Origin of the sequence: Bacillus sp. NEB1478 (assembly GCF_031582965.1) — a bacterium.
Taxonomy (GTDB): Bacteria; Bacillota; Bacilli; order Bacillales; family Fictibacillaceae; genus Fictibacillus.
Genome location: NZ_CP134049.1, coordinates 398,134 through 422,829 on the forward strand (window position 1 = coordinate 398,134; position 24,696 = coordinate 422,829).

Genomic DNA, 24,696 nt, shown 5'->3' on the forward strand with positions numbered 1-24,696 from the left:
AGTTGACTTGTTCTTTATATAGAACTATAATAAGGATATTATATATGGAAATTACATCATTTTGTCGATAAAAGAATCTTTTATGCAGCAAAATATTTTTTTTACTCATTTAGTTCTTTATTTAGAACATTCTTATAAGATGAGATGAAGTCATATTTAATAAGGTGGTTTTTATGACGGATCAAAATGGAAGTGTAAACAAAAATAAGTCGAAGGTAAAAGAAATTGATTTAAAAGAGATATTTACAGTATTAAAAAGAAAAATCTGGATTGTTGTTTTATCTGCCATGATATTAACGGTATGCGGTGGAATTTACAATAAATATACTACCTCGTATTTATATCAATCTTCTACGCGTCTCTTAATCAAGGCTAATGCAGACCAAATGAAAACCCTAGTGGTCATGGTAAAAGATCCGGCAATCATGGAAAAGGTTATTTCGAATTTAAAGCTTCCTAGATCCCCTGAAGGATTAGCATCACAGATTTCAGTAGAAAACATTGGTGAATCTCAGGTTGTTTTAATAACAGTTGTGGATACTAACTCAACTAATGCAGCTATGATTGCAAATGTTACTGCCAATATTTTTAAAGAGGAAGTTTCAAAAATACTAAATTTTAATGATATTCAATCATTAAAAGAAGCACAAGAAAATCCATATCCGATTAATGATAATAAACATCGTTTTTTATTTATTTCAATGGTAATGGGAATTGTTATTGGGATTGGATTGGTATTTTTCTTAAATTCTTTAGATGAAACAGTAAAAAAAGAAGAAGATATTGAAGAATTAATTGGATTGCCTGTAATAGGTAATATTTCAAAAATAACAAAGAAAAACTTAAAGACTGACATTAACAAAATTGAAGAAATGAAAGTAAGGGGTGAAACAGTTGGGATTTAATAAAAGAAATCCTGTTGCTGCAAAAATGAGAAGTTTGCTTTCCTATTCCAACCCTTATTCTAATATAGCTGAGCAATATCGAAGTACGCGAACTAATTTATTTTTTCTTACAAAAAAAAGTGAAAAGAAAATTTTGCTGGTTACATCTCCAAAAAAAGGAGCAGGTAAAACAACGACACTTGTCAATCTTGCTATATCCATGGTTAAAGGTAATGAGAAAGTGCTGATCATTGATGCGAATTTTAGAAACCCTTCTATCCATACAATTCTTAAACTACAGAATAGAAAGGGTTTAATAGATGTAGTCAAAGGAGTCCATTCTTTTGAAAATGCAGTTCATAAAACCTATATTGAAGGCTTAGATGTTTTAACAAGCGGTGATACGCGGACCAGTGCATTAGAAGAACTTGGTACTAAAAATATGAGTAATTTGTTAGAGAATATCTCATCTATATACGACACCATATTAATAGATGCTCCCTCCGTACTGGAAGCAGCTGAAGCGAGATTTCTTGCTAGTAAAAGTGATGGTGTTATTCTAATTACAAATAAATATGTAACCAAGATCGAAGAAATTGCAAAAACCCAAAAAGCACTTGAAGTTGCTAAAGCCAATATTATTGGTGTGGTGTTGAACGAAAAGAATACTTCGTGGCTTGAAGAATATTTTTTTTAACATTACGTTCTTTATTTAGAACGTTTCGTTTGATAATAAGAATTTATGTCGGTGATGTCTGCTTACCGTTAAAAACGCAGGCACTCGATCATGCTGTGGGTTGGATGACCTTAGACGCTAGTCGTCGGTGGTGTGATGTGAGGACGGGTTGAATGCCCATTTTTTATTTTAAAGTTTTTAAAGATCGGTTCTTTCAGAGAGTATATCTTTAAGAACTTTAAAAATTAATTTTTTTAAAAAAACTTGTAATAGAAAGGAGGAGAATAATGACCTACAAACAGAGAATGTCGTTATTTTTAATGATTGACTCATGTATAGTCTTAACAGCCATTTATTTTAGCCTATTTTTAGTCAGTGCTGATATTCATGTCATAACACCAATGGTCTCATTAAGTGCAATGGCGATAATGCTCGGCCATCATTTTTTTGCACTAAAATTCAAACTTTATAAAAAGGTTTGGGAATATGCAAGTGTCGGTGAACTTATCATTATATTTAATGTAGTGACATGCTCAATCATTGCCGGTGGTTTATTTCAGCAATTTGTACTAAAAGAAGCACACTTTCGTCTCCTTTTAGTTGCATGGCTTCTTCATATGCTGCTGATCGGAGGTTCTCGTTTTTGCTGGAGGTTATATCGAGATTCTCTTATGAAAAAAGCAGATAACAGAAAAAGAACTTTAATTATTGGAGCTGGCTCTGCAGGAACTATGGTAGCAAGGCAATTATTAAAGAATAAAGAGTCTGATTTATTGCCAGTAGGATTTATTGATGATGATAGTAAAAAACATAATCTTGATATTTATGGTATCCCTGTTTTCGGTGGTGTTGAGAAATTAGAGGGAATCGTTCAAGAAGAGAATATTGAGAATATCGTGATTTCCATACCATCACTAAGAAAACAAGAGTTAAATATCATTTTCCAGGAATGTGCCAAAACAAAAGCAAAAACAAAAATACTCCCAATGCTAGAAGATTTAGTAACCGGAAAAGTATCTGTAAACCAGTTTAGAGAAGTGCGAGTTGAAGATTTGTTAGGAAGAGATCCAGTGGAATTAGATCTTGAAAGTATTTCCGATTATGTAACGAATAAGGTTGTTTTAGTAACAGGTGCTGGTGGTTCAATAGGTTCGGAGATTTGCCGTCAAATTTCTAAATTTAAACCAAAGCAACTAGTTCTCTTAGGGCACGGTGAAAATAGCATTTATTCTATTGAAATGAATTTAAAAGAAATTTATAAAGATTGCGATATACAATTCATTACTGAAATTGCTGAGTTGCAGGATGCTAAGAAAATGATGGATGTAATGCATACATATCGGCCAGATGTAGTCTACCATGCTGCTGCACATAAGCATGTACCGCTAATGGAACGAAATCCCGAAGAAGCTTTAAAAAACAACATACTTGGAACATTAAATGCTGCTACTGCTGCTAGCTGGAGCGGGGTTCAAACATTCGTGATGATTTCTTCAGATAAAGCGGTTAATCCCACAAGTGTGATGGGGGCTACAAAGCGATTAGCAGAAATGATTATTCAGGATTTAAATAATAAAAGTGAGACGAAATTTGTAGCTGTTCGGTTTGGCAATGTCTTAGGCAGCAGAGGAAGCGTAATTCCTTTTTTTAAACAACAAATTGAAAAAGGCGGTCCTGTAACGGTTACACATCCAGATATGATCCGTTACTTCATGACGATTCCTGAAGCTTCACGGCTTGTCATTCAAGCAGGAGCATTAGCTAAAGGCGGAGAGATATTTGTATTAGACATGGGAGAGCCAGTAAAGATAGTAGACCTTGCCAAGAATCTAATAAAATTATCGGGTTATTCCACTGATGAGATACACATTGAATTTACTGGTATTAGACCTGGTGAGAAGTTGTTTGAAGAATTATTGGAAAAAGAAGAAATACACAATGAACAAATTTATCCAAAAATTTATATCGGAAAAACATCTCATTTGTATATAGAAGAAATTGAAGAACTATTAAACACTTTTCCAGATATGGACAAAGAAAAGTTGCGCGAAAAGTTATTAAAACTAGCTAACCAAAGAGAAACGTCGGAATCATTAATGACATTGTCAAGCTAAAGGAGAATTCTATGAAAGTAAAAAAAGCGATTATTCCAGCAGCGGGTCTCGGAACACGATTTTTACCAGCAACAAAAGCAATGCCTAAAGAAATGCTTCCAATCGTTGATAAGCCTACAATTCAATATATCGTTGAAGAGGCTGTTCAATCAGGAATTGAAGATATTATTATCGTAACTGGAAAAGGGAAAAGAGCAATTGAAGATCACTTTGATCATTCGTTTGAATTGGAACAAAACTTGTTAGAAAAGGGAAAGCTAGAATTGCTTGAAGAAGTACAGAAGTCATCAAAGCTAGTAGATATTCATTATATAAGACAAAAAGAACCAAAAGGCCTTGGGCATGCCATTTGGTGCGCACGAAAATTTATAGGAGATGAGCCATTCGCTGTCTTGCTTGGCGATGATATCGTAAAAGCTGAAAAACCATGTCTACAGCAAATGATTGAACAATATGAGCGATACCGTTCATCCATAATTGGAGTACAGGAAGTTCCTGATAATCAAGTGTCTCGCTATGGCATTGTGAGCGGGAAAAGCTTAACAGATCGATTATATTCAGTTAATCATTTAGTTGAGAAGCCAAAACAAAATGAAGCACCTTCTAATATTGCGATTATGGGACGTTATATATTAAATCCAAGAATCTTTGATTTGTTAGCCAATCAAAGACCTGGTGCTGGCGGTGAGATCCAATTAACGGATGCAATTGCAGAGCTGAATCATTTCGAAGCCATTTATGCTTATAACTTTGAAGGAACGAGGTATGATGTCGGAGAAAAGCTGGGTTATATTCAAACAACGATAGATTTTGCACTTCAGCAGGATGAATTAAAATATGATCTTTTGAATTACTTCGCACAAATCCTTACAAAGGAGCAGATCAATATTAATTAAACAAACAGCCGGTGATGATAACCGTGCTGTATTTTTTATGCAAAATAAAGGATGAGCCAGGATGAAAAAAATTTTGTTATGTGCGACTGTTGATTATCATTTTAAAGCCTTTCATATACCACTAATGAAATGGTGTAAAGAACAAGGTTGGGAAGTTCATGTGGCAGCATCAGGAACGATGAACCTTCCATTTGTGGATAAAAAGTATAACATTTCTATTCAGCGTTCGCCTTTTCATCCCAAAAATATTCAAGCATATCAATCTCTTAAATCAATTATTTGTGAAAATGATTTTGATATCATCCATTGTCACACTCCGATGGGAGGAGTTCTTACTCGATTAGCTGCGCGAAAAGCAAGAAAAAAGGGTGCGAAAGTTTTATATACGGCACATGGCTTTCATTTCTATAAAGGAGCACCTATTGCTAATTGGCTAATCTACTATCCTATTGAAAGGGTTCTATCATCTATTACAGATTGTCTAATTACAATTAATAACGAAGATTACAATTTATCTCGCAAACATAGATTCTCTGCAGAACAAATTAAGCATGTTCATGGTGTAGGAGTAGATACGAATCTCTTTAAACCAGTAAGTATGGAACAAAAGCTAAGTTTAAGAGGAGAATTCAGTTATAAAAAAAATGATTTTCTTATGTTCTATGCAGCAGAATTTAATAAGAACAAAAATCAGCAAATGTTAATACAAGCAATATCTTTATTAAAAGATAAAATACCACATGCAAAACTTTTACTGGCAGGAACAGGTCCATTACTAGAGGAATGCAAAAAATTAGCTGCTCGTCTTGGTGTTATGGAATGTATTGATTTTTTAGGATATCGAGAGGATTTATCTATGATTTTACCAATGTGTGATCTTGCGGTGGCATCAAGTTTGCGTGAAGGATTGCCAGTTAACGTTATGGAAGCTATGGCTTGTGAACTGCCGGTTATCGCGACACTTAATCGAGGTCATAAAGAGTTAGTACTAAATAATAAAACCGGTTGGGTATTAGAGAGTGATAACACAAAAGAAATAGCTTCAAAAATCATTAGAATTGCTGAAGATAGAATGTTGATCCAATCGTTTGGGAAAAAAGGACGCCAGATGATTCAAAACAAATATACGGTTAACAAAGTGCTTGAACAGAATATTTCCATTTATAAGGCTTATATGGAAGGGTTGGAAAAAAGAGAATGGATAGCCCAATAAGAATTCTGCACGTCGTTGTAAACATGAACCGTGGTGGTGCTGAAACACTGATTATGAATCTTTATCGGAATATTGATCGATCGAAAGTACAATTCGATTTTTTAACAAGTAAAAAAGGTGTCTTTGATTCTGAAATTACCCGGTTAGGCGGAAGAATTTATAGAATTCCTTATGTAACAGAAATCGGACACATTAAATATATAAAGTCATTAGATTATTTTTTCAAAGCTCATAAAGACTATAAAATTGTACATTCTCACATGGATAAGATGAGTGGGCTTGTTCTCCAATCCGCAGCAAAAGCAGGGATCCCATGTAGGGTTTCTCATAGTCATAACACAAATAGTGAGGGTGGAAGTATAGCTAAACTTTATAAATGGTATGCAGGGAATAAAATCAATAAAAGTGCTACTCACAAGATAGCATGTTCACAGAAAGCAGCAAATTGGCTCTTTCGTAAAAATGCGAATGAAGCATTCATATTAAAAAACGGAATCGATTGTAATAAGTTTGAATTCTCAAATGACATAAGGGAAAAAGTAAGGAAAGAATTAGGAATACCCGAAGATTACTTTGTGGTTGGTCATGTAGGGAGATTTAATAAGCAAAAGAATCATCATTTTCTAATTGATATTTTTGCTGAATCATTAAAAGAAAATCATAAATCCATACTTCTATTAGTTGGAGAGGGCAGCTTACTTCCTGCGATTAAAAAGAAGGTAGATGATCTGCATCTCAATGACTGTGTGAAGTTCTTAGGGGTACGAGATGATGTAAATCATTTATTTCAGGCATTTGATGTATTTGTTTTCCCTTCATTTCATGAGGGTTTGCCAGTAACTCTTATAGAAGCTCAATGTTCAGGTCTTCCATGTCTTATCTCAGATACTATTACAAGTGAGGTGGATATGGGCTTGGAAATGGTAAAAAGGTTACCAATAAATAGTATAAACAAATGGAAAGCATCATTAAAATCTGTAAGGAGCTCAGTATTAAGAAATCATCATACAAAAACAGCCTTAAAAAACAATGGATATGATATTAACACTGCAGCAAGTCTAACCCAGGATTTGTATTTGAAGTTGGTGAGGTAATACATATGAAGCAATTAACTGTGTTCACGCCTACCTTTAATCGAGCGTATTGCCTAAATAAATGTTATGAAAGTCTAAAACAACAAACGAGTAAAGACTTTATTTGGTTAGTAATCGACGATGGTTCTACAGATGATACAAAAGATCTGGTACAAAGTTGGATCGATGAAAAAGCGATTCAAATTAGTTATCATTGGCAGAAGAATCAAGGGATGCATGGCGCACATAATACAGCATATGAACTCATTGAAACAGAATTAAATGTGTGTATCGATTCCGATGATTATATGCCAGAGGATGCTGTTGAAAAAATCCTTACATTTTGGAATAAGTATGGAAGTGATCAAGTAAGTGGAATTATTGCTCTTGATTCCGATACTGAAAACCAAATCATTGGCTCAAAGTTACCAGATCATATAAAGCATTCTACATTATTTGATTTATATAACAAACATAGTGTAACTGGAGATAAGAAGCTTGTTTATCGTTCGGAACTAGCGAAGAAAAATCCATATCCTGTATTTGAAAATGAAAAGTATGTTGGATTAGCTTATAAATATTACATGCTAGATAAAGAGTTTAACATGTTGCTCATGAATGAGGTCCTATGTTGCGTAGAGTATTTACCGGACGGTTCTTCCTTAAATATGATGAACCAATATCGGAGAAACCCAAGAGGCTTTGCTTTTTATCGTAAAGAGCTCATGAAGTTACCTTTTGCAAGTCTCTCATTTAAATTTAGGCAGGCTATCCACTTTGTGTCCAGCAATCTATTAATGAAAAACTGGAAATTTCTTAATGATACACCAAGAAAAGACTTAACAATATTGGCTATACCCTTTGGTTTTTTATTATATCTTTATATATCGAATAAGACAAAAACAGTCTGATCTAAAAGAAGGGAAATAAAGAATGACTATTCTATGGATTAATCTTGCCATAGTTTTTATTTTTTCATTTTTTGCCAGATATTTTTCTGTTGCTAGTTCTGTAAGTACGAGTCCTTTCTCAACATACATGCCTATAAAACCAAATCGTTTATTAATGTTCCTGGCTATGTTAACTCTAGTCTTTGTTTCAGGTCTTCGTTCCAATATTGGAGACACTTATTTTTATAAGCACATCTATGAAATAAATGATTTTACTTGGGATTTTATATTGAGCCAGAAAGATATTGGATTTGGGATTCTCCAAATGCTTTTGAAAATGTACTCGGATGATCCCCAGATTATGATTTTTACGACGGCACTTATTACAAATGTATTAATTGTTTTAGTCTTATTTAAATATTCAAGGATTTTCGAATTAAGTCTCTATGTCTATATCACAGGAGGCTTGTTTCTAATCTCAATGAACGGGATCAGGCAAGTTTTTGCAGCATCTATCATTTTTACAGCAACAAAATATCTTATTGAAGGAAATTGGAAAAAATACATTTTAATCGTTCTTTTTGCATCAACGTTTCACCAAAGTGCACTTATTTTAATTCCGATATATTTTCTAGCAAGAACAAAATCATGGTCAAAGGCTACATGGCTGCTTATTTTTTTCTCAGTAGCCATAACCCTCGTGTTTGACCAATTTTCCTCGTTATTATTTTCAAGCATTCAAGATACTCAGTATAGTCATTACGAAAATTTTGCGGAAGGAGGGGCAAATATTATTAGAGTGGTTGTAAATGTTGCTCCAGTATTCATCGCGTTTTTGGGAAGAAAAAAACTACGAGAGATATTTCCGGAAAGTGATTATATCGTAAATATGTCGATAATCGGCCTCGTCTTTATGATTATATCAACTCAGAACTGGATTTTTGCCAGATTTTCAATCTATTTCGATTTGTATTTACTGATATTAATTTCTTGGATTGTGAAGCTATTTAGAAAGCAAGACGAGAGGTTCGTTTATTATGGTCTTTTAATTTGTTATGGCGCTTATTATTTTTTTGAGAATGTAATAAGTTTGCATACGGTATATAAAAGTAATTTCTTAACTTGGTAGATAAATCAACTAACAAAGTCTGAAGTTAGCTATTTAATTGATCTAAAAGGAGATAGTTATGAATAACGATGAACCTATAAAAATTCTCCATGTTGTTGGAGCTATGAATAGAGCTGGAACCGAAACCATGTTAATGAATATTTATAGAAACATCGATAGAAAGAAAGTCCAGTTTGATTTTATATCTTATAGTCAAAAAGAAGCTCACTATGATGAGGAAATTAAAAGTTTGGGTGGCAAGGTTATTAGAATATCCCGGACACTATCAATAAAGGAACATTGTCATGCGATGAAAACACATGGTCCTTATCATGCTGTCCACGCTCATACTCTTTTTCATTGTGGGATAGCAATTATCGCTGCTTTATTAGCAGGTGTGAAAATAAGACTATCCCATGCTCATACAACATTAGACCATGATAAAAGCATGATAAGAAAGATTTACTTTCATTTTATGAGATTAATGATAAATCATCTTTCTACACATCTGCTCGCATGCAGTAAAGGTGCTGGAAAATATTTATTTGGAGAGAAAGGCATATTGAGTGATAAATATGTCTATTTCCCCAATGTGATTGATTATTCGCGATTCTTAAATGTTTCCAGTAGAGCTGTTAAACAATATAAAGATGAAGAAAGTCTAGATGAGTTTTTAGTTATAGGGCACATCGGCAGGTTTATAGAAGCGAAAAATCACATATTTTTATTAGAAATATTGAAAAGTGCAATCAAAAAGGATCCAAACATTAAATTGTTGCTAGTTGGTGAAGGTGACCTAAGAGATCATATCGAAAAGGAGGCGGAAAAAGAGGGAATACATGAAAATATTAGATTTGCAGGTGTAAAAGAAAACGTGACAACAATGCTGCATAGTATGGATGTATTTGTTTTTCCGTCTTTATACGAGGGATTAGGACTCGTACTCTTAGAAGCACAAGCATGTGGTATCCCTTGTATTGTATCAGAAGCCATACAACCAGAAGCGGATTTAAATTTGGGTTTAGTGACACAACTCTCGTTAGCAGATGGCAGCAATGTTTGGACAGATAAAATTATGGAACTAGCAGGTAAAAAAGAAAAAGATATAAATAAAATTATTCAATGCTTTGATGATAATGGATACTCCTTAACTGAAGGAATATCACGCTTATTAGACTTTTATAAAACGAATGATGGAGAAGAGTATGAAAAAACTGCTAATAGCTTCATATGACATGGAAGTTGGTGGAGTAGAAAGAAGTCTTATCAGTATGTTAAATAACTTTGATTATAATAATCATGAAGTAGATCTTATGTTATACAGTCATACAGGTGACTTCATGAATTTACTCCCAAAACAAGCGAAATTATTGAAAGAATCCAAAGCTTATAAAACAGTTAGAATGCCAATCGGAAAAATACTGCAATCTGGGAAACTTCCAATAGCTTTAGCAAGATTGTTAGCGAAATATAAAGCAAATTTAAATCAATCTGCTGAAAACGGTTATAAGCAACTACAGTATATGTGGGTGTACACACTTCCTTTTTTACCAAGTTTAAAAAAGAACTACGATATGGCTATCAGTTATTTGTGGCCGCATTATTTTGTTGCAGAGAAAGTTTCAGCAAAAACCAAAATTGCCTGGATACATACAGATTTTTCAATAGTAGATACAGATGAAGAGTTAGATTTTAAAATGTGGAATAAATTTGATTACATTATGGCAGTATCTGAGGAATGCAAAAACGCTTTTCTAAGCAAATATAAGGCTTTAGAAAATAAGGTACTCGTCATTGAAAATATTACTTCTCCAGAATTTATCCTTAACCTAGCAGCCGAGAAAGTGGATAGTCCAATTTTTCAGGATTCAAGGTTTAAGATTGTAACAGTGGCTCGATTATCCTATGCAAAGGGAATAGATAATGCGGTTAAAGCATTAAAGTTATTAAAACAAAGGGGTTATGATGATATCGTCTGGTATGTGGTTGGATATGGGGGAGATGAAGGAATGTTGAAAGAATTAATCAAACAAAATGAACTGGAAGAGCAGTTCATCCTTTTAGGGAAACAATTAAATCCATATCCGGTCATGAAAGCAGCTGACTTATACATGCAACCATCTCGATATGAAGGGAAAGCTGTTACAGTGGGAGAAGCTCAAATTCTTTCCAAACCAGTACTGATCACAAATTATGCCACAGCAAACAGTCAAGTAAAGAATGGATTTGATGGATCAATATGTGAAATGTCAATTGAAGGAATAGCAGATGGAATAGAACGGATGTATAAGGATAAAGAATTTAGAAAAAAGCTTTCGCATAATTGTCTTGATACAAACTATCATAATAGTCATGAATTACAGAAATTATATGAATTGATTTAGGAGGGGACAATAAATGGAAGAGGAGACAAAAGTGAGTGTCGTTGTCCCTATTTATAAGGTAGAAAAATATATTCATAGATGTATAGATAGTATTCGTAATCAAACGTATACAAACTTAGAAATCATCTTAGTAAATGATGGTTCCCCAGATCGTTGTGGTAAGATTGCTGACGATTATGGCTCTAAAGATAACCGTATAAAGGTAATTCATAAAGAAAACGGTGGATTATCGGATGCTAGAAATTATGGTATGAAACAGGTAACTGGTGAATTTACCATGTTCGTAGACAGTGATGATTGGTTAGAAATAGAGATGATAAAAAACATGGTGAATCGTGCAATAACGTATGAAGCTGATGTCGTTCAATCAGCTTTTTATTATGCCTATGAAGATAAGCTTATGCTGGATCGAATATACGATTCGCAAAATGCTTCCCCTGAAATATTGGATAAGAAAACATTAATGCACGAGTTAGTGACTAATGAAAAAGTGAAAAATTTTGCCTGGGGAAAATTATATAAAACGGAGATCATCAGAGATATTCCATTTAAAAAGGGTGTTCTTTTTGAAGATGTATTTTGGGCACATCAAGTTATGCACAGAGTAAATAATTTTCTGATTTTAAAACAACCGTATTACAACTATTACCAAAGAAACGACAGTATTGTTGCCACTTACACAATACGAAATCTTGATATGATTGCAGGGCTAAAGGAGAGGCATCATTTCATAGAAGAAAATTATAACCAATTAATTAATGAGTCTTATAAAAATATTTTAAAGGCAAGTCTAATTCATTATAATTTATTGATTTTAAATAGAAAAAAAGATATAAGGGGGGTCTTTAGGAAAGAAATTCAATTATACGTACTTTTAAATTATAAAAATTTTAAAAAGGCGGTAAGAAACGATAGAAACTTAAGAAATCAATTATTTCTATTTTCTCTACATCCTTACATTAATATCTTTTATCTAGGATTAAAAAAGTTATTAAAAGTAAATAAAATAAATTCTAAAGCAGTTTTACTAAAACAAGATACTTTTTATATGTGAAAAGTGGTGAGTAATTAAATGGTTACATTAAAAAGTGATGTTTCGAAAAAATTAAACCATAATCGAATAGGTCATATAAACATAAATGAAGAAATTAATAATGTATTAGATGCGGACCCATATACGATAATAAATCATAGTAGATTTGACATAATGGCAAAGTATATATATGGTAAATTCTACGAAAATAAGTGGAATAGCAACTGGGGAACTAGACTATATGATGATCATATTTGGACTTTTAATAGATATGATGAGGATGATGGTTCGGGTAAAAAAGGAATAAAATCATTCGTTAAAAATTTTAATTCCACATTAGATTCTATAAAAAAACATGGATTCGATGATAATGTTTCACTTATACCTATTAGTAATAATGGTGTACCACTTGATGGAGCCCACCGATTAACTGCGGCACTTCTTTACAAGAAAAAAGTCAAGGTAATTAAGATGAAGGATAGTAATATTTGTTACAATTATGAATTTTTTAATAAAAGGGGGTTGCTTTCAAAATGGAGTGACGCTATCGCTTATGAATATTGTAAATTAAAACATGATATATTTATCGTTATTTTATTCCCAGAAGCTTTCAGTAAAAAAGAAAAAGCAAAAGATATTCTTAAAGAATTCGGTTCCATTTATTATGAAAAAGAAATTAAATTAATAAAAAATGGTCCGAAAAATTTATTAAACTATTTATTTAAACAAGATAAATGGTTTAGTAAATTAACTACTGTCGAAAAAGATGTTAGTGCAGTTAAATCCTTTTTTAACGATCAAAGCACAATAAATGTAATTGTTTTTGAACCTAAAGACTTAAAAAGCAATTTAATACAGGTGAAGAAAGAGCTAGAAAATCTTTATGGTTATAGTAAACATTCATTCTATATAAATAGTAACCATTCAGAAACCATTCGACTTTCTCAAATGATGTTTAACGAGAATAGTATTCATTTTTTAAATAATGCCGAATTTAATAAGGATTTTTTTATCTTTGAAAAGATTAAAAACACTTACAGTTACTTCATAAAACACAGAAATATTGATCCTGAAAGAATTTGCTTAGTATCTGATGCCGTACTTGCTGCATATGGAATACGAGATTGTGAAAATTTAGGTTTTATTTATTATGGATATACAGACTTAGAAAAAGAATTTACTGTTTATGAGGGACTTGTAAATAATAATAATCTTCATTTTCGAAAACCAATTGATGATATTATATTTAATCCTGAAAACCATTTTTATTATGATGGAATTAAGTTTACTACACTTAAAATCATGAAAAAAAGTTCAAAAGAAATATTAAGCAAAAAAGACATTCGAATGATAAAAGAATACACAGGAAACTGGACCAACAATGCTAACAAAGAATTATTGATTTATTATATTATAAAAAAACTAAAAATTCTGAAATTTAAAATCATAAATATCAAACTTAAATTTAAGAAAATCTATGAGCAAAATATATTATAAAAATTTTTTATATTGGAGATTTGTTTAATATGAAAAAAAAAATACTATTTGTAATTGATTCTTTAAACTGTGCTGGAGCTGAAAAAAGTCTAGTAACACTTTTGTCGCTAATTGACTATAAATTATATTCTGTAGATTTAATGCTTTTTGCACATGGAACTTTACTTGAAGAATTGGTTCCAAAGGAAGTTACAATATTAAAACCCATAAAATACTCTGAATTTACAAGATTTAATCTGAAAAAAGCTATCCTGTATTCATTAAAGAATTTAGATTTTAAAATGCTTTATTCTCGATTAAAATATTCTACTAAAATTAGAAAAAAACAGTACCGCAACGTTCAAAAAGCAAGGTTTTATTGGGAAAGTGTTTCTAATGTAATTGAAAAAAATTCAATTTTTTATGATATAGCGATTAGTTATGCCCAAGGTGTTCCAACATTTTATGTAGCAGAAAAAGTAAAAGCAAAAAAGAAGTTTGCTTGGGTAAATGTTAGTTATAGACTAGATGATCAAGATAAAGAATTCCAAAGGAAATATTATGATAATTTTAATAAAATTATAGCGGTATCTGACTCCACAAAAGATATTTTCACAGAAACATTTCCAAGTTTTAAAGATAAAGTAGATGTTATTTATGATATCAATAATCCAAAATTAATATTTGAAATGAGTAAAATAGGAGAAAACTATCAAGACAAATTTAATGGAATAAAAATTCTTACTATTGGAAGATTGGATTATCAAAAGGGTTATGATATTGCCTTAAATACCTGTAAATTGCTCAAAGAAAAAGGGATAAATTTCAAGTGGTATATTTTAGGGATAGGTCCTTTAAAAAAGGAAATTGAAGATTTTATTAAAGAAAATAACCTCTCAGACCATTTTAAATTATTAGGTATTAGATCTAATCCATATCCTTATATTAAAAATTCAGATATTTATGTACAAACTTCAAAATTTGAAGGTTTTGGACTGGCGATTGCTGAGGCGCGAATGCTAAATATTCCTGTTGTTACTACAAGATTTGATGCTGTTTATAATCAAATGATTGATGGAAAGAATGGTCTTGTTGTCGATATGAATGCGGATGCTGTGTGTGAAGCAATTAGTAGATTAATAAAAAATAATGAATTATATCAAAATATCGTTGATTACTTGAAATCTGAAAAAAAAGGAAATGTAGAGGAGCTCGAGAAATTTTATCAATTAATCGGTTAATTTTAAATATGGAAGTGAGTAAAAATGAAAAAGAAAATATTATTTATGGTAATAAACATGAATGTTGGCGGTACTGAAAAAGCACTACTAAACATGATATCCGAGATGCCAAAAGAGGAGTATGACATAACAATCCTTATGTTAGAAAAGTATGGTGGTTTTTTAGATTTAATTCCAGAGACAGTTCATGTGAAATATCTTGAGGGGTATTCTAAGATTAAAAAGATATTGAATATTCCCCCAAAAACAATCACTTTGAATTTAATTAAAAACGGTAAGATTATAAAAGGGTTATATTTATCTCTTTTATTTTTGTTTTCAAAACTCTTAAATGACAGATCCATATTATTTAGATATCTTTTAAAGAATATCCCTGATCTTAAAAATGAATATGATATCGCTGTAGCTTATGCAGGTCCAATGGACTTCATAAGTTATTTTGTTGTAAAGAAAATAAAAGCTAAAAAGAAGATTCAGTGGATTCATTTTGATATTACTAAGGTGGGATTTAACAAACATTTCGCCTCGAAAATTTATAATAAGTTTGACCAAATATTTGTTGTTTCGAAAGAAGCAAAAAATAAACTTATTAATACAGTTCCTACTATTAAAGGGAAAACAGACATTTTCTTCAACATGGTATCAAAGAATGAACTTTTTAAACAATCAAAAGAAGGAACTGGATTTAACGATAATTTTGAGGGTGAAAGAATTTTAACAGTAGGAAGATTAACACCTGAAAAAGGCCAGGATTTAGCTATAAAAGTTTTGGCGCGGTTAATAAGAAATGGTTATAACGTTAGATGGTATTGTGTAGGGGAAGGAAGTTCTCGAGAAGAATATGAAAAATTAATAGCAGCACATAATCTTCAGAACCATTTTATTTTGTTAGGTTCCAATCCAAATCCATATCCTTTTATTGACCAATGTGATATCTATGTTCAACCATCTAGATACGAGGGTTATTGTATATCTCTTGTTGAAGCTAGAACATTGAAAAAACCTATCATAACAACTAATGTAAATGGCGCAAATGAACAAATAAAAAATGAAGTAACTGGCCTTATAGTTAACATCGATGAGAATGAATTGTTTGACGCGGTATCAAAACTATTAACATATCAGAAATTAAGAAACAAGTTCACTTCCAATCTATTAGAAGAAAGTGTTAAAACTTCGATAGAAGATAAAAATATGAGTTTAATCTTTGATTAAGTATTTGATGCATTCTAAATGAAAATTTTGTGATTTTTGTAAAAGAAGGTGAAGATTCTATGAGTCCAGTCATAAGTATAGTTGTACCAATATATAACGTGGAAAGCTACTTAGCAAATTGTATTAATTCAATTCTATCTCAAACATATTCGGATTTCGAACTAATCCTTGTGAACGATGGTTCTCCAGACAATTGTGGGGGAATTTGTGAGTATTACAAAAGAAAAGATAAAAGAGTGAAAATTATTCATAAAGAGAATGGAGGTGTGTCTTCAGCACGTAACAAAGGAATTGAAATTTCAAGGGGGGAGTATATAGCTTTTGTTGACCCTGATGATTCTATTGAGCCAAATATGTATGAAGTGTTATTAGAGAATGCGTTAGATCTTAACGCTGATATTGTTGTTTGTCCCATAAAGACAATAAATGTAGAAACAAACACTTATTCTACTTCATCAATTTGGAAAAATACCAATTCTGTTATTGATAAAAAAGAAATTGAAGATTATATAATTCCATCAATACTAAAAAACAAAACTTTTAGTATTGTATCAAGTGTAAATAAACTTTATAGAAAGTCGTTATTTGACTCTTTTAAATTTGAAGAACATAAGCATCATAGTGAAGATGCGAGACTTAATTTTAAGTTTTTAACAATAACTAATAGATTAGTGTTTGTAGAACAGCCCTTATATAATTACTATAAACACAAAAGAGAATCACTTACTCAGATTTTCAGAGAAAACTTTTACGATTATATTGTTGATAATAAAAATCTTTTAATAGAGATATGTAAAAGTTACAAGCTCAAAGAATACACTAATTATGTAAAAAATCACTATACAAGTGTAACCTTATCTTATATTCACGAAGTAGTACAAAGTCCTTTAATTATTAATGAAAAATACAAAATCATATCTTCGATTTTAAATGATATACATTTTAAAGAAGATCTTAAATGTTATAAATGTCCATCCGTGTATTATAAAATATTAAAGTTATTTTGTTTTAACAAAAACGAAAAGCTATTATACAAGTTCATATTTACTAAGAATAAATTTCAATTACTATTAAATAAATTTTAATAAAAATGTCTAGTTTAGTGGAAGGTGAATAAATGATGGACACAATAAAAAAACTTCTATTGCTTTTTAATAAAAAAGAAAAAAAAAAATTAATAATCTTATTATTCATGATGGTAGCAGCAGCTCTATTTGAAACGATTGGTATAGGATTAATTGTTCCTTTTGTTGGACTTGTAACAAACCCTCAAATAATACATCAACAAGAATTTTTGTCTTACATATATAAACTTTTTAACTTTCAATCAACATCAGCATTTACTGTATTTAGTGTCGTGGTTTTGCTTGCGATTTTTGTATTTAAAAACTTCTATTTACTTTTTTTTAACTTTGCACAACTAAAGGTTATCCTAAATCAGCAAGTTAAGCTCTCCAGAAAGTTATTTGAAGAATATTTAATTAAACCATATACTTTCCATCTCCAACGGAATACAGCAGATCTGCTTAGAAATGTAAATGATGAAGTCCCTAAAATATTCCAAGGTATTATTATTTCAGGTTTTCAACTTTTTACTGAACTTTTAGTTACGACATGTATATTATTTCTTCTGTTAATAACGGCTCCTGAGGCAACAATAACTTCAGCAATCTTATTATCTGGAAGTGTTTTTCTGTTTTTTAAATCTTTTCGAAAAAAAATAGCTTCTTTAGGTAAAGAGCAACAAAAAGTAAATGGATCAATGATTAAATGGGTTAATCAAGGATTAGGAGCTAGTAAGGAAGTTAAAGTATCAGGAAGAGAAAATCTTTTTATTAATTCGTACACCAAGCACAGCCAAACTAAGGCGAATAATAGTCGTTATATGAAAATGTTAGAACAGGTTCCGAGACTTTTTATTGAAACAATACTTGTATCAATCGTACTTATAACAATGTTAATTATCGTTTTTCAAGAAAAGAGTACTTCACAACTCATTTCGACAATGGCACTATTTACGATGGCAGCTTTCCGTTTAATGCCATCTATTACACGTATAATAGCCTTGATTACAACAATTCGTTACAATCAGCCTGCATTAGATGTTGTTTATGAAGATCTATTTATTAGCAAAGATAAGAACTCAAATATCTTTTTTTCTCAAGAAGATTCCGTATTAACATCCATAAACAAAAGAGAAAAAACATTCAAAGGTTCAATTAAGTTAAATGAAGTCTCTTTTAGATACCCTAATCAAAAAGACTATTCCGCTAAAAATGTCTCTTTAACAATCCCGATTGGTAAATCCGTTGCATTTATCGGTGAATCAGGTGCTGGGAAAACAACGATAGTGGATATCATTCTTGGTCTGTTTCAGCCTGAAAAAGGAAATGTTCTAATTGATGGGAAGAGTATATTTGAACAAAAATCATTATGGCAGCAGAAAATTGGGTATATCCCTCAATCTATATTTTTGACTGACGACACCATACGGGGGAATGTAGCATTTGGAATAGCAGAAAATCAAATTGATGACGAAGCAGTATGGCGTGCACTAGAACAAGCGCAACTAAAGGAATTTGTTGAAGCTCTTCCTGATCAATTAGAAACTGAAGTCGGGGAAAGAGGAGTAAGGCTTTCTGGTGGGCAACGTCAACGGATAGGAATTGCACGAGCATTGTATCACAACCCGGAAATCTTATTTATGGATGAAGCGACGTCAGCATTGGACAATGAAACCGAAAAAGAAATCATGAAGGCGATTGATGGGTTAAAAGGCGAAAAGACGTTGATCATTATCGCTCATAGATTGAGTACGATAGAAAATTGTGATATCGTATTTAAAATGAATAAAGGTAAATTGATATCTATCGATAATAAACGGGAACAGAAAACAATTGCACATTAAGAATATAGTTTTACAGACATTGTATCTTAAAAAATTAAGATGCTTTTTTTATGTCTTTAATTTGAAAAAGAGAGGGATCGAGATGGATTCATTCGAATTACTGACTCAAGAAAAACTAAAAAGAATTTTGATAGATGTTCAGCAACAAGGAGAGAATCTACTAATTGAAGATGCAATGGATATGATTAATGAACTAAAAAAACAGATTTTAGCTTCAATTACATCTAATAGATTAGGAGCTTAAAAATTGTGAAGAGAACTTTTGATTTATTTACCTCTCTTGTTTTATTGATTATATTTTCTGTTGTGATTGGCATCCTTGCCATCTTAGTAAAAAACAAGCTTGGGTCACCTATTATCTTTAAACAGGAAAGGCCTGGACTCCGTGCCAAGCCGTTTTATCTATATAAATTCCGAACCATGACAGACCAAAAAGATCGTTTTGGAAATCTGTTATCTGATGAAGATCGGCTAACTCCATTTGGTCATTTTTTAAGAAAATATAGTCTAGATGAACTCCCCCAATTGTTGAATGTACTAAAAGGGGATATCAGTCTTGTTGGACCAAGACCTCTATTGATGAGTTATTTGGAGCTATATACCGAAGAACAAAAAAAACGCCATGATGTGAGGCCAGGTATTACAGGATGGGCGCAGATTAATGGTAGAAACGCAATTTCTTGGGATGAGAAATTTCAGCTCGACTTATGGTATGTACAGAACCAAAACTTTTTACTAGATTTAAAAATACTTTTTCTAACCTTGAACAAAGTAATCAGAAGTGAAGGGATATCTAATAGTAATTCAGTTACAATGCCCATATTTAATGGGACTGCAAGTAGACATAAAGAAATGTAATGAAGAGTATGAATAATTATCCTTTATTGTTAGGAGATTGTTGCTGTGAAAAATATTGTCGTGTTTGGTTGTGGAGGACACGCTAAGGTTATCATTGATATCCTCGAAAAAAGCAATGAATTTAACATATTGGGATTCATTGATCATTTTGTTGCTGAGGGTACTATTGTTTTTGGATATGAAGTATTAGGGGATGAAACGACACTTCAAGCGAACTCGAAAATAGCTGGTGGTATAGTCGCCATCGGTGATAATTTTGTTAGAAGTCTTATGGTTGAAAAAATTAAAGAAATAAATCCAAAATTCAACTTTATCACTGCTGTTCATCCAACTTCGATTATAGCAAGAGGTGTTGAACTTGGTGAAGGTACAGCCGTTATGCCAGGAGCGATAATAAACAGCGACAGTAAAATTGGTGAACATTGCATTATTAATACGAAAGCTTCAATTGATCATGATTGTAGAATAGGAGATTATGTTTCGTTAGCACCAGGAGTAACGTTAGGTGGAAATGTTGCAATAGGTCAGCATTCAGCAGTTTCATTAGGATCATCGATCATTCATTCTGTAAAAATTGGACAGCACACCATTATCGGCGCAGGATCAACGGTTTTAAAAGATATTGAATCAAACGTTATTGCATACGGCGCGCCGGCAAAAGTTATTAGAACAAGAACAACTGGAGAAAAATATTTGTAATAAGGAGGCTTTGAAGTGCAAACTCATACAAACAAAAAACGTATTTACCTTGCTTCTCCGCATATGAGTGGAAATGAGCAGAAGTATATTGAACAAGCGTTTCACACAAATTGGATCGCCCCTTTAGGTCCAAATGTTGATGCTTTTGAAAAAGAATTAACTGCATATGTTGGAGCAAGTGAAGGAGTTGCATTGAGTTCTGGTACAGCTGCCATCCATCTTGCTCTTTCTTTGTTAGGGGTAAAAAAAGGAGATACAGTTTTTTGTTCGACTTTTACATTTGTCGCTAGTGCTAATCCGATCCTTTACCAAGGCGCAGATCCTGTGTTCATTGACTCTGAACCTGATACGTGGAACATGTCACCACAAGCTCTTGAAAATGCATTGAAAGAAGCGGAATTAAAAGGAAAGCTGCCGAAAGCAATAATCGTTGTAAACTTATACGGCCAAAGTGCAAAAATGGATGAGATTTTATCCTTGTGTAATGAATACAGCGTTCCTGTCATTGAAGATGCTGCTGAATCGTTAGGTTCTACATATAAAGGAAAAGCTAGCGGGACATTTGGAAAGTTTGGTATTTACTCTTTTAATGGGAATAAAATCATTACGACTTCTGGTGGGGGAATGCTGATTTCCAATAAAAATGAAGCTGTAAAAAAGGCAAGGTTTTTATCAACACAAGCAAGGGATGAAGCCGTTCATTACCAGCATAGTGAGATGGGGTACAATTACCGGATGAGTAATATTCTTGCTGGAGTTGGTAGGGGGCAACTAGAAGTTTTACAACAAAGAGTATTCGAAAAAAGAGATATCTTTGATTTTTATGCGGAAGAATTAAGTGAGGTGCCGGGCATTTCGTTTATGCCAGAATTAGAGGGAACTTTCTCAAATCGTTGGCTTTCTGTAATGACTGTTGATGAAAAAATAACTAGAATCTCGGTAAATGATCTGATAATAGCTTTGGCAGAGGAGAACATTGAAGCCAGACTGGTATGGAAACCGTTACATCTTCAGCCATTGTTCAAAGATGCTGCATATTTTCCACATGAAAAAAATTATAGTGTATCAGAAAAACTTTTTAATACAGGAATCTGCCTTCCTTCTGGGACAAATATGACGAAAAAAGAGCAGCTGCATGTTATCAATTGCATAAAATCGGCACTCATCATAAATGACTCTAGTTTATTATCAACTGCAAGCGAAATAAGATAGGTTATCTAACTTATCTTATTTTTTTATATACATAGGGAACTTAAAAGCAATGCCCAATAATGATAAAAGAGGTTAACACAATATGATTGGGAAAAACATTTATGAACTTCGGAAACGGAAAGGCATAACTCTTACTGAACTTGCAGATCGCTCAAAAGTATCAAAATCGTATTTAAGTAATATTGAAAGAAGGTTAAATAAAAATCCTTCCATTCAAGTCGTTGAAAAAATTGCACTTGTTTTAGATGTAGAGGTAAAAGCACTGTTAAGCAATAAATTAGATAGTGAGCATATGGAGGTAGAAAAAGAGTGGGTGGAATTTGTTGTTGAACTAAAAAGTTTAGGAATCAACAAAGAAATTATTCATGAATATCGTGAGTTAATAGAATTTATTAAATGGAAGAAAAGTGAAGCTGGAAATCAAGAATAAACAGTGAAAAGTGAGTTGATATGTATTAGAATAATTACCCTTTTAAGTCGTTTTTGTCTGATGCTTCTACCCATTTTTTATATGTGGTTCATATGGCTACAATCTAGTTACTTTAACCCGGAATCTATCTATACATTGGCTATAAATGTTGATAAGCGGGTCCTTTTATTACTAGGGATAATCTTAGAAGCGGGGCACCTCTTTGAGTTTGGGATTTTATATATGTTGTTGATACTAATGTTATTAAGTTTTGGTCTTTTAACACACAATAAAGAAATATTCTGCTTTTTAATAGCCTTGATATACGGAATCATTGATGAATTTCACCAAATATTTGTACCATTTAGGTCGTTTTCATTGTTTGACTTAATTAAGAACGCAATTGGTATTCTAGTAGTTTGGTATATCATTCACCGAAGTTATTTCGTCAAAATAAAATCAAAACTAGGAAGAAAACTTAAATATATGTCAACCGTTATCAATCAATAAAAAGATAGGCGACTAATGTCGAAAAAATGTTCTTTAAAAAGAACGAAAGTAACAATATAATGAATATAACAAATGTGTACTTAAAAAAAATAATAAGGGGATATGGATATGAAAAAAAATGAATCTACTGCAGAATACCAGCAGCCTAAGGTACTTCATCATCAGCCAATACGTTTTGAAACGGCACAAAGCTGGAATAAAGGTCACGGAAACCTTGATCATCCTGGGACTGGTAATGGCGGTATTAACTATCCACTTCCACCTTATACTGGACCTCATAATGGAAATGGTGGGGGAAATGGGAAGGGCAAAGGAAATAAGTAAACAAAATGAGTTATATGTTACTTAGTTTTGACTCTGTTAAACATGACATAGAGGGGTTTTAAAATATGAGACTGTTCCCTGTTAAGATAGGAGAATTCATATTTCATATGCACTGTAAGAACACAACATTTACGGAATTTCTTCATACTAACTTCTTAAATCATATTAGTGTTCAGAATGAAATCCCAGATATTAAGTTGACTATTAAAGATAGCTACGGAATTCCATTTGTAAATTATAATGTTTCCACAACGAGAGAATCTAACCATATTGTTTATAAAAGAGCGGATTACTTAATTAACGTAGATAACACCTTTGAAAATGCCGAAATTTCTGCATATAACGAGCTTGCTTTAAAGCATGCACTGATGAATTTATTTAGTGCTTTTATCGTTCATCATAACTGGGGATTGTTAATTCATTCTTCATGTGTCGTTGATAATGAAGGAGCACATCTTTTCTCTGGACACTCTGGTGCTGGTAAGTCGACTGTAGCTATGTTATCTAATCCACGTGATCTTTTATCCGATGAAGCGACAATTGTAAAAATCACAGAAAATAAAATCACAATCTTTGATTCCCCATTTAGAAGTGACAGTACACCGTTAGGAGAAAAAATAAAATCCTATCCACTAAAAAGTATCCAATTTTTAAATCAGGCGATGCTTAACCAAAGGATATTGATTAACCAATCAGATGCATTTATTCAAATCATTGATAAGGTATTTTATTGGCCAAACGGTTCTAAAGATATGAAAAGCATTTTTAGTATGCTAAAGCAATTGGTGACACTGGTTCCGATCTATGACCTTCATTTTAAAAAGGACAATACATTTTGGGAGATGATCTCTTAATGAAGACATTTATACAGCAAAAACAATGTGATGTAACTTTATTAGATGATGAACTGATTATACTAGATACACAGTATCATACGATAACAAAACTAAATCATGTAGGGGGCTTTTGCTGGTCTTTGTTGTCTGAACCAGTGACCATTGATCTTTTAGTAGATGCGGTAAGAAAGAAATATGATATAGAGGATTCGCAATTAAAGGTTCAGCAAGACTTAGAAAGGTTCCTATCTGAGTTAATAAAATGTGGTTTGGTGAAACATGCTAGTTAATCAAGTTACGGTAGATTTAATTCAACGAGTAGTAAAGGTAAATGGGAATATACTTCTTCCCGCCAACGGAAAAAGCATGTTCCCTTTCATTAGACAAGGTGACATCTGTCATTTTAAGGCTTGTCATCCTTCGATGATTAAAAAAGGGGACATAGTGTTATTTGTTATGCCTTCTAATCAACTGGTTGCTCACAGATTTATTAAAACGATACATGTAGACAATCGAGTATCTTATCTATTTAAAGGAGATACAAATCTACTATTTGATGAACCTGTCTTATCAGATCAAATTATTGGAAAGATGATAATGATCGAAAGAAGAAATAAATCAATAGATTTGAGTAATAATTGGAGTAATCTTTGGGGCTTATTAATCATTCACCTTCCAATGATGTCTAAGATTTTGCGAAAAGTTACATACAGGAAGGAAGATTTCCAATATTAACT

At 32.1% G+C, this 24,696-nt stretch carries 26 protein-coding genes; all 26 read left to right on the plus strand.

Annotation, left to right across the window (positions count from 1 at the left end):
* Nucleotides 1-173: 173 nt before the first annotated feature.
* The 26 genes from RGB74_RS01960 to RGB74_RS02085 all read left to right on the plus strand — a co-directional run bounded on the left by RGB74_RS01960 (nucleotide 174) and on the right by RGB74_RS02085 (nucleotide 24,694).
* Nucleotides 174-905, plus strand: coding sequence for a YveK family protein (locus tag RGB74_RS01960; RefSeq protein ID WP_310761312.1), 732 nt, complete (start codon nucleotides 174-176; stop codon nucleotides 903-905).
* Nucleotides 895-1,581 carry a CpsD/CapB family tyrosine-protein kinase gene (locus tag RGB74_RS01965; protein ID WP_310761313.1) on the plus strand — a complete coding sequence of 229 codons (687 nt, stop codon included), beginning with the start codon at nucleotides 895-897 and terminating at the stop codon, nucleotides 1,579-1,581. The genes RGB74_RS01960 and RGB74_RS01965 overlap by 11 nt, the downstream gene beginning before the upstream one ends.
* A 266-nt stretch (nucleotides 1,582-1,847) precedes the next feature.
* Entirely contained in the window at nucleotides 1,848-3,674 is a 1,827-nt protein-coding gene (locus tag RGB74_RS01970; protein WP_310761314.1) for a polysaccharide biosynthesis protein, read from the plus strand.
* 11 nt (nucleotides 3,675-3,685) lie between these two features.
* Complete coding sequence (galU, locus tag RGB74_RS01975) at nucleotides 3,686-4,570, plus strand: UTP--glucose-1-phosphate uridylyltransferase GalU (RefSeq protein ID WP_310761315.1); 885 nt, start codon at nucleotides 3,686-3,688, stop codon at nucleotides 4,568-4,570.
* Between the two features lie 61 nt (nucleotides 4,571-4,631).
* Nucleotides 4,632-5,783 carry a glycosyltransferase family 4 protein gene (locus RGB74_RS01980; RefSeq protein ID WP_310761316.1) on the plus strand — a complete coding sequence of 384 codons (1,152 nt, stop codon included), beginning with the start codon at nucleotides 4,632-4,634 and terminating at the stop codon, nucleotides 5,781-5,783.
* On the plus strand, nucleotides 5,768-6,877 hold the full coding sequence (locus RGB74_RS01985; RefSeq protein ID WP_310761317.1) for a glycosyltransferase family 1 protein: 1,110 nt from the start codon (nucleotides 5,768-5,770) through the stop codon (nucleotides 6,875-6,877). Before RGB74_RS01980 ends, RGB74_RS01985 begins: the two co-directional genes overlap by 16 nt.
* A gap of 5 nt (nucleotides 6,878-6,882) precedes the next feature.
* A complete protein-coding gene (locus RGB74_RS01990) occupies nucleotides 6,883-7,767 on the plus strand; it encodes a glycosyltransferase family 2 protein (RefSeq protein WP_310761318.1) in 885 nt (294 codons plus the stop codon).
* A gap of 22 nt (nucleotides 7,768-7,789) precedes the next feature.
* Nucleotides 7,790-8,875 carry an EpsG family protein gene (locus tag RGB74_RS01995; protein ID WP_310761319.1) on the plus strand — a complete coding sequence of 362 codons (1,086 nt, stop codon included), beginning with the start codon at nucleotides 7,790-7,792 and terminating at the stop codon, nucleotides 8,873-8,875.
* Nucleotides 8,876-8,933: 58 nt separating this feature from the next.
* Entirely contained in the window at nucleotides 8,934-10,088 is a 1,155-nt protein-coding gene (locus RGB74_RS02000) for a glycosyltransferase family 1 protein (protein WP_310761320.1), read from the plus strand.
* Entirely contained in the window at nucleotides 10,060-11,238 is a 1,179-nt protein-coding gene (locus RGB74_RS02005) for a glycosyltransferase (protein WP_310761321.1), read from the plus strand. The genes RGB74_RS02000 and RGB74_RS02005 overlap by 29 nt, the downstream gene beginning before the upstream one ends.
* A gap of 13 nt (nucleotides 11,239-11,251) precedes the next feature.
* Complete coding sequence (locus tag RGB74_RS02010) at nucleotides 11,252-12,292, plus strand: glycosyltransferase family 2 protein (RefSeq protein WP_310761322.1); 1,041 nt, start codon at nucleotides 11,252-11,254, stop codon at nucleotides 12,290-12,292.
* Between the two features lie 18 nt (nucleotides 12,293-12,310).
* Nucleotides 12,311-13,768 (plus strand): hypothetical protein, encoded by a 1,458-nt coding sequence (locus tag RGB74_RS02015; protein ID WP_310761323.1) that lies wholly within the window; start codon nucleotides 12,311-12,313, stop codon nucleotides 13,766-13,768.
* 29 nt (nucleotides 13,769-13,797) lie between these two features.
* A complete protein-coding gene (locus RGB74_RS02020) occupies nucleotides 13,798-14,988 on the plus strand; it encodes a glycosyltransferase (protein ID WP_310761324.1) in 1,191 nt (396 codons plus the stop codon).
* Nucleotides 14,989-15,012: 24 nt separating this feature from the next.
* Nucleotides 15,013-16,203 (plus strand): glycosyltransferase, encoded by a 1,191-nt coding sequence (locus tag RGB74_RS02025; protein WP_310761325.1) that lies wholly within the window; start codon nucleotides 15,013-15,015, stop codon nucleotides 16,201-16,203.
* A 59-nt stretch (nucleotides 16,204-16,262) separates the two neighbouring features.
* Entirely contained in the window at nucleotides 16,263-17,288 is a 1,026-nt protein-coding gene (locus tag RGB74_RS02030) for a glycosyltransferase (RefSeq protein ID WP_310761326.1), read from the plus strand.
* Nucleotides 17,289-17,323: 35 nt separating this feature from the next.
* Entirely contained in the window at nucleotides 17,324-19,111 is a 1,788-nt protein-coding gene (locus tag RGB74_RS02035; RefSeq protein ID WP_310761327.1) for an ABC transporter ATP-binding protein, read from the plus strand.
* Between the two features lie 82 nt (nucleotides 19,112-19,193).
* On the plus strand, nucleotides 19,194-19,355 hold the full coding sequence (locus tag RGB74_RS02040) for a hypothetical protein (protein ID WP_310761328.1): 162 nt from the start codon (nucleotides 19,194-19,196) through the stop codon (nucleotides 19,353-19,355).
* A gap of 5 nt (nucleotides 19,356-19,360) precedes the next feature.
* On the plus strand, nucleotides 19,361-19,969 hold the full coding sequence (locus RGB74_RS02045) for a sugar transferase (protein WP_310761329.1): 609 nt from the start codon (nucleotides 19,361-19,363) through the stop codon (nucleotides 19,967-19,969).
* A gap of 45 nt (nucleotides 19,970-20,014) precedes the next feature.
* The gene (locus RGB74_RS02050; protein WP_310761330.1) at nucleotides 20,015-20,668 is read left to right on the plus strand and encodes an acetyltransferase; all 654 of its coding nucleotides are present in this window, start codon (nucleotides 20,015-20,017) and stop codon (nucleotides 20,666-20,668) included.
* Nucleotides 20,669-20,731: 63 nt separating this feature from the next.
* On the plus strand, nucleotides 20,732-21,880 hold the full coding sequence (locus tag RGB74_RS02055; protein ID WP_310762773.1) for a DegT/DnrJ/EryC1/StrS family aminotransferase: 1,149 nt from the start codon (nucleotides 20,732-20,734) through the stop codon (nucleotides 21,878-21,880).
* Between the two features lie 82 nt (nucleotides 21,881-21,962).
* A complete protein-coding gene (locus RGB74_RS02060; RefSeq protein WP_310761331.1) occupies nucleotides 21,963-22,310 on the plus strand; it encodes a helix-turn-helix domain-containing protein in 348 nt (115 codons plus the stop codon).
* 60 nt (nucleotides 22,311-22,370) lie between these two features.
* Nucleotides 22,371-22,799: a VanZ family protein gene (locus RGB74_RS02065; protein WP_310761332.1), complete on the plus strand. Its 429-nt coding sequence runs from the start codon at nucleotides 22,371-22,373 to the stop codon at nucleotides 22,797-22,799.
* 108 nt (nucleotides 22,800-22,907) lie between these two features.
* Nucleotides 22,908-23,123 carry a hypothetical protein gene (locus RGB74_RS02070; protein ID WP_310761333.1) on the plus strand — a complete coding sequence of 72 codons (216 nt, stop codon included), beginning with the start codon at nucleotides 22,908-22,910 and terminating at the stop codon, nucleotides 23,121-23,123.
* Nucleotides 23,124-23,188: 65 nt separating this feature from the next.
* The gene (locus tag RGB74_RS02075; RefSeq protein ID WP_310761334.1) at nucleotides 23,189-23,977 is read left to right on the plus strand and encodes a nucleoside/nucleotide kinase family protein; all 789 of its coding nucleotides are present in this window, start codon (nucleotides 23,189-23,191) and stop codon (nucleotides 23,975-23,977) included.
* Nucleotides 23,959-24,249, plus strand: coding sequence for a PqqD family protein (locus tag RGB74_RS02080; protein WP_310761335.1), 291 nt, complete (start codon nucleotides 23,959-23,961; stop codon nucleotides 24,247-24,249). Before RGB74_RS02075 ends, RGB74_RS02080 begins: the two co-directional genes overlap by 19 nt.
* Nucleotides 24,239-24,694 carry a signal peptidase I gene (locus RGB74_RS02085; RefSeq protein WP_310761336.1) on the plus strand — a complete coding sequence of 152 codons (456 nt, stop codon included), beginning with the start codon at nucleotides 24,239-24,241 and terminating at the stop codon, nucleotides 24,692-24,694. Before RGB74_RS02080 ends, RGB74_RS02085 begins: the two co-directional genes overlap by 11 nt.
* Nucleotides 24,695-24,696: the final 2 nt, after the last annotated feature.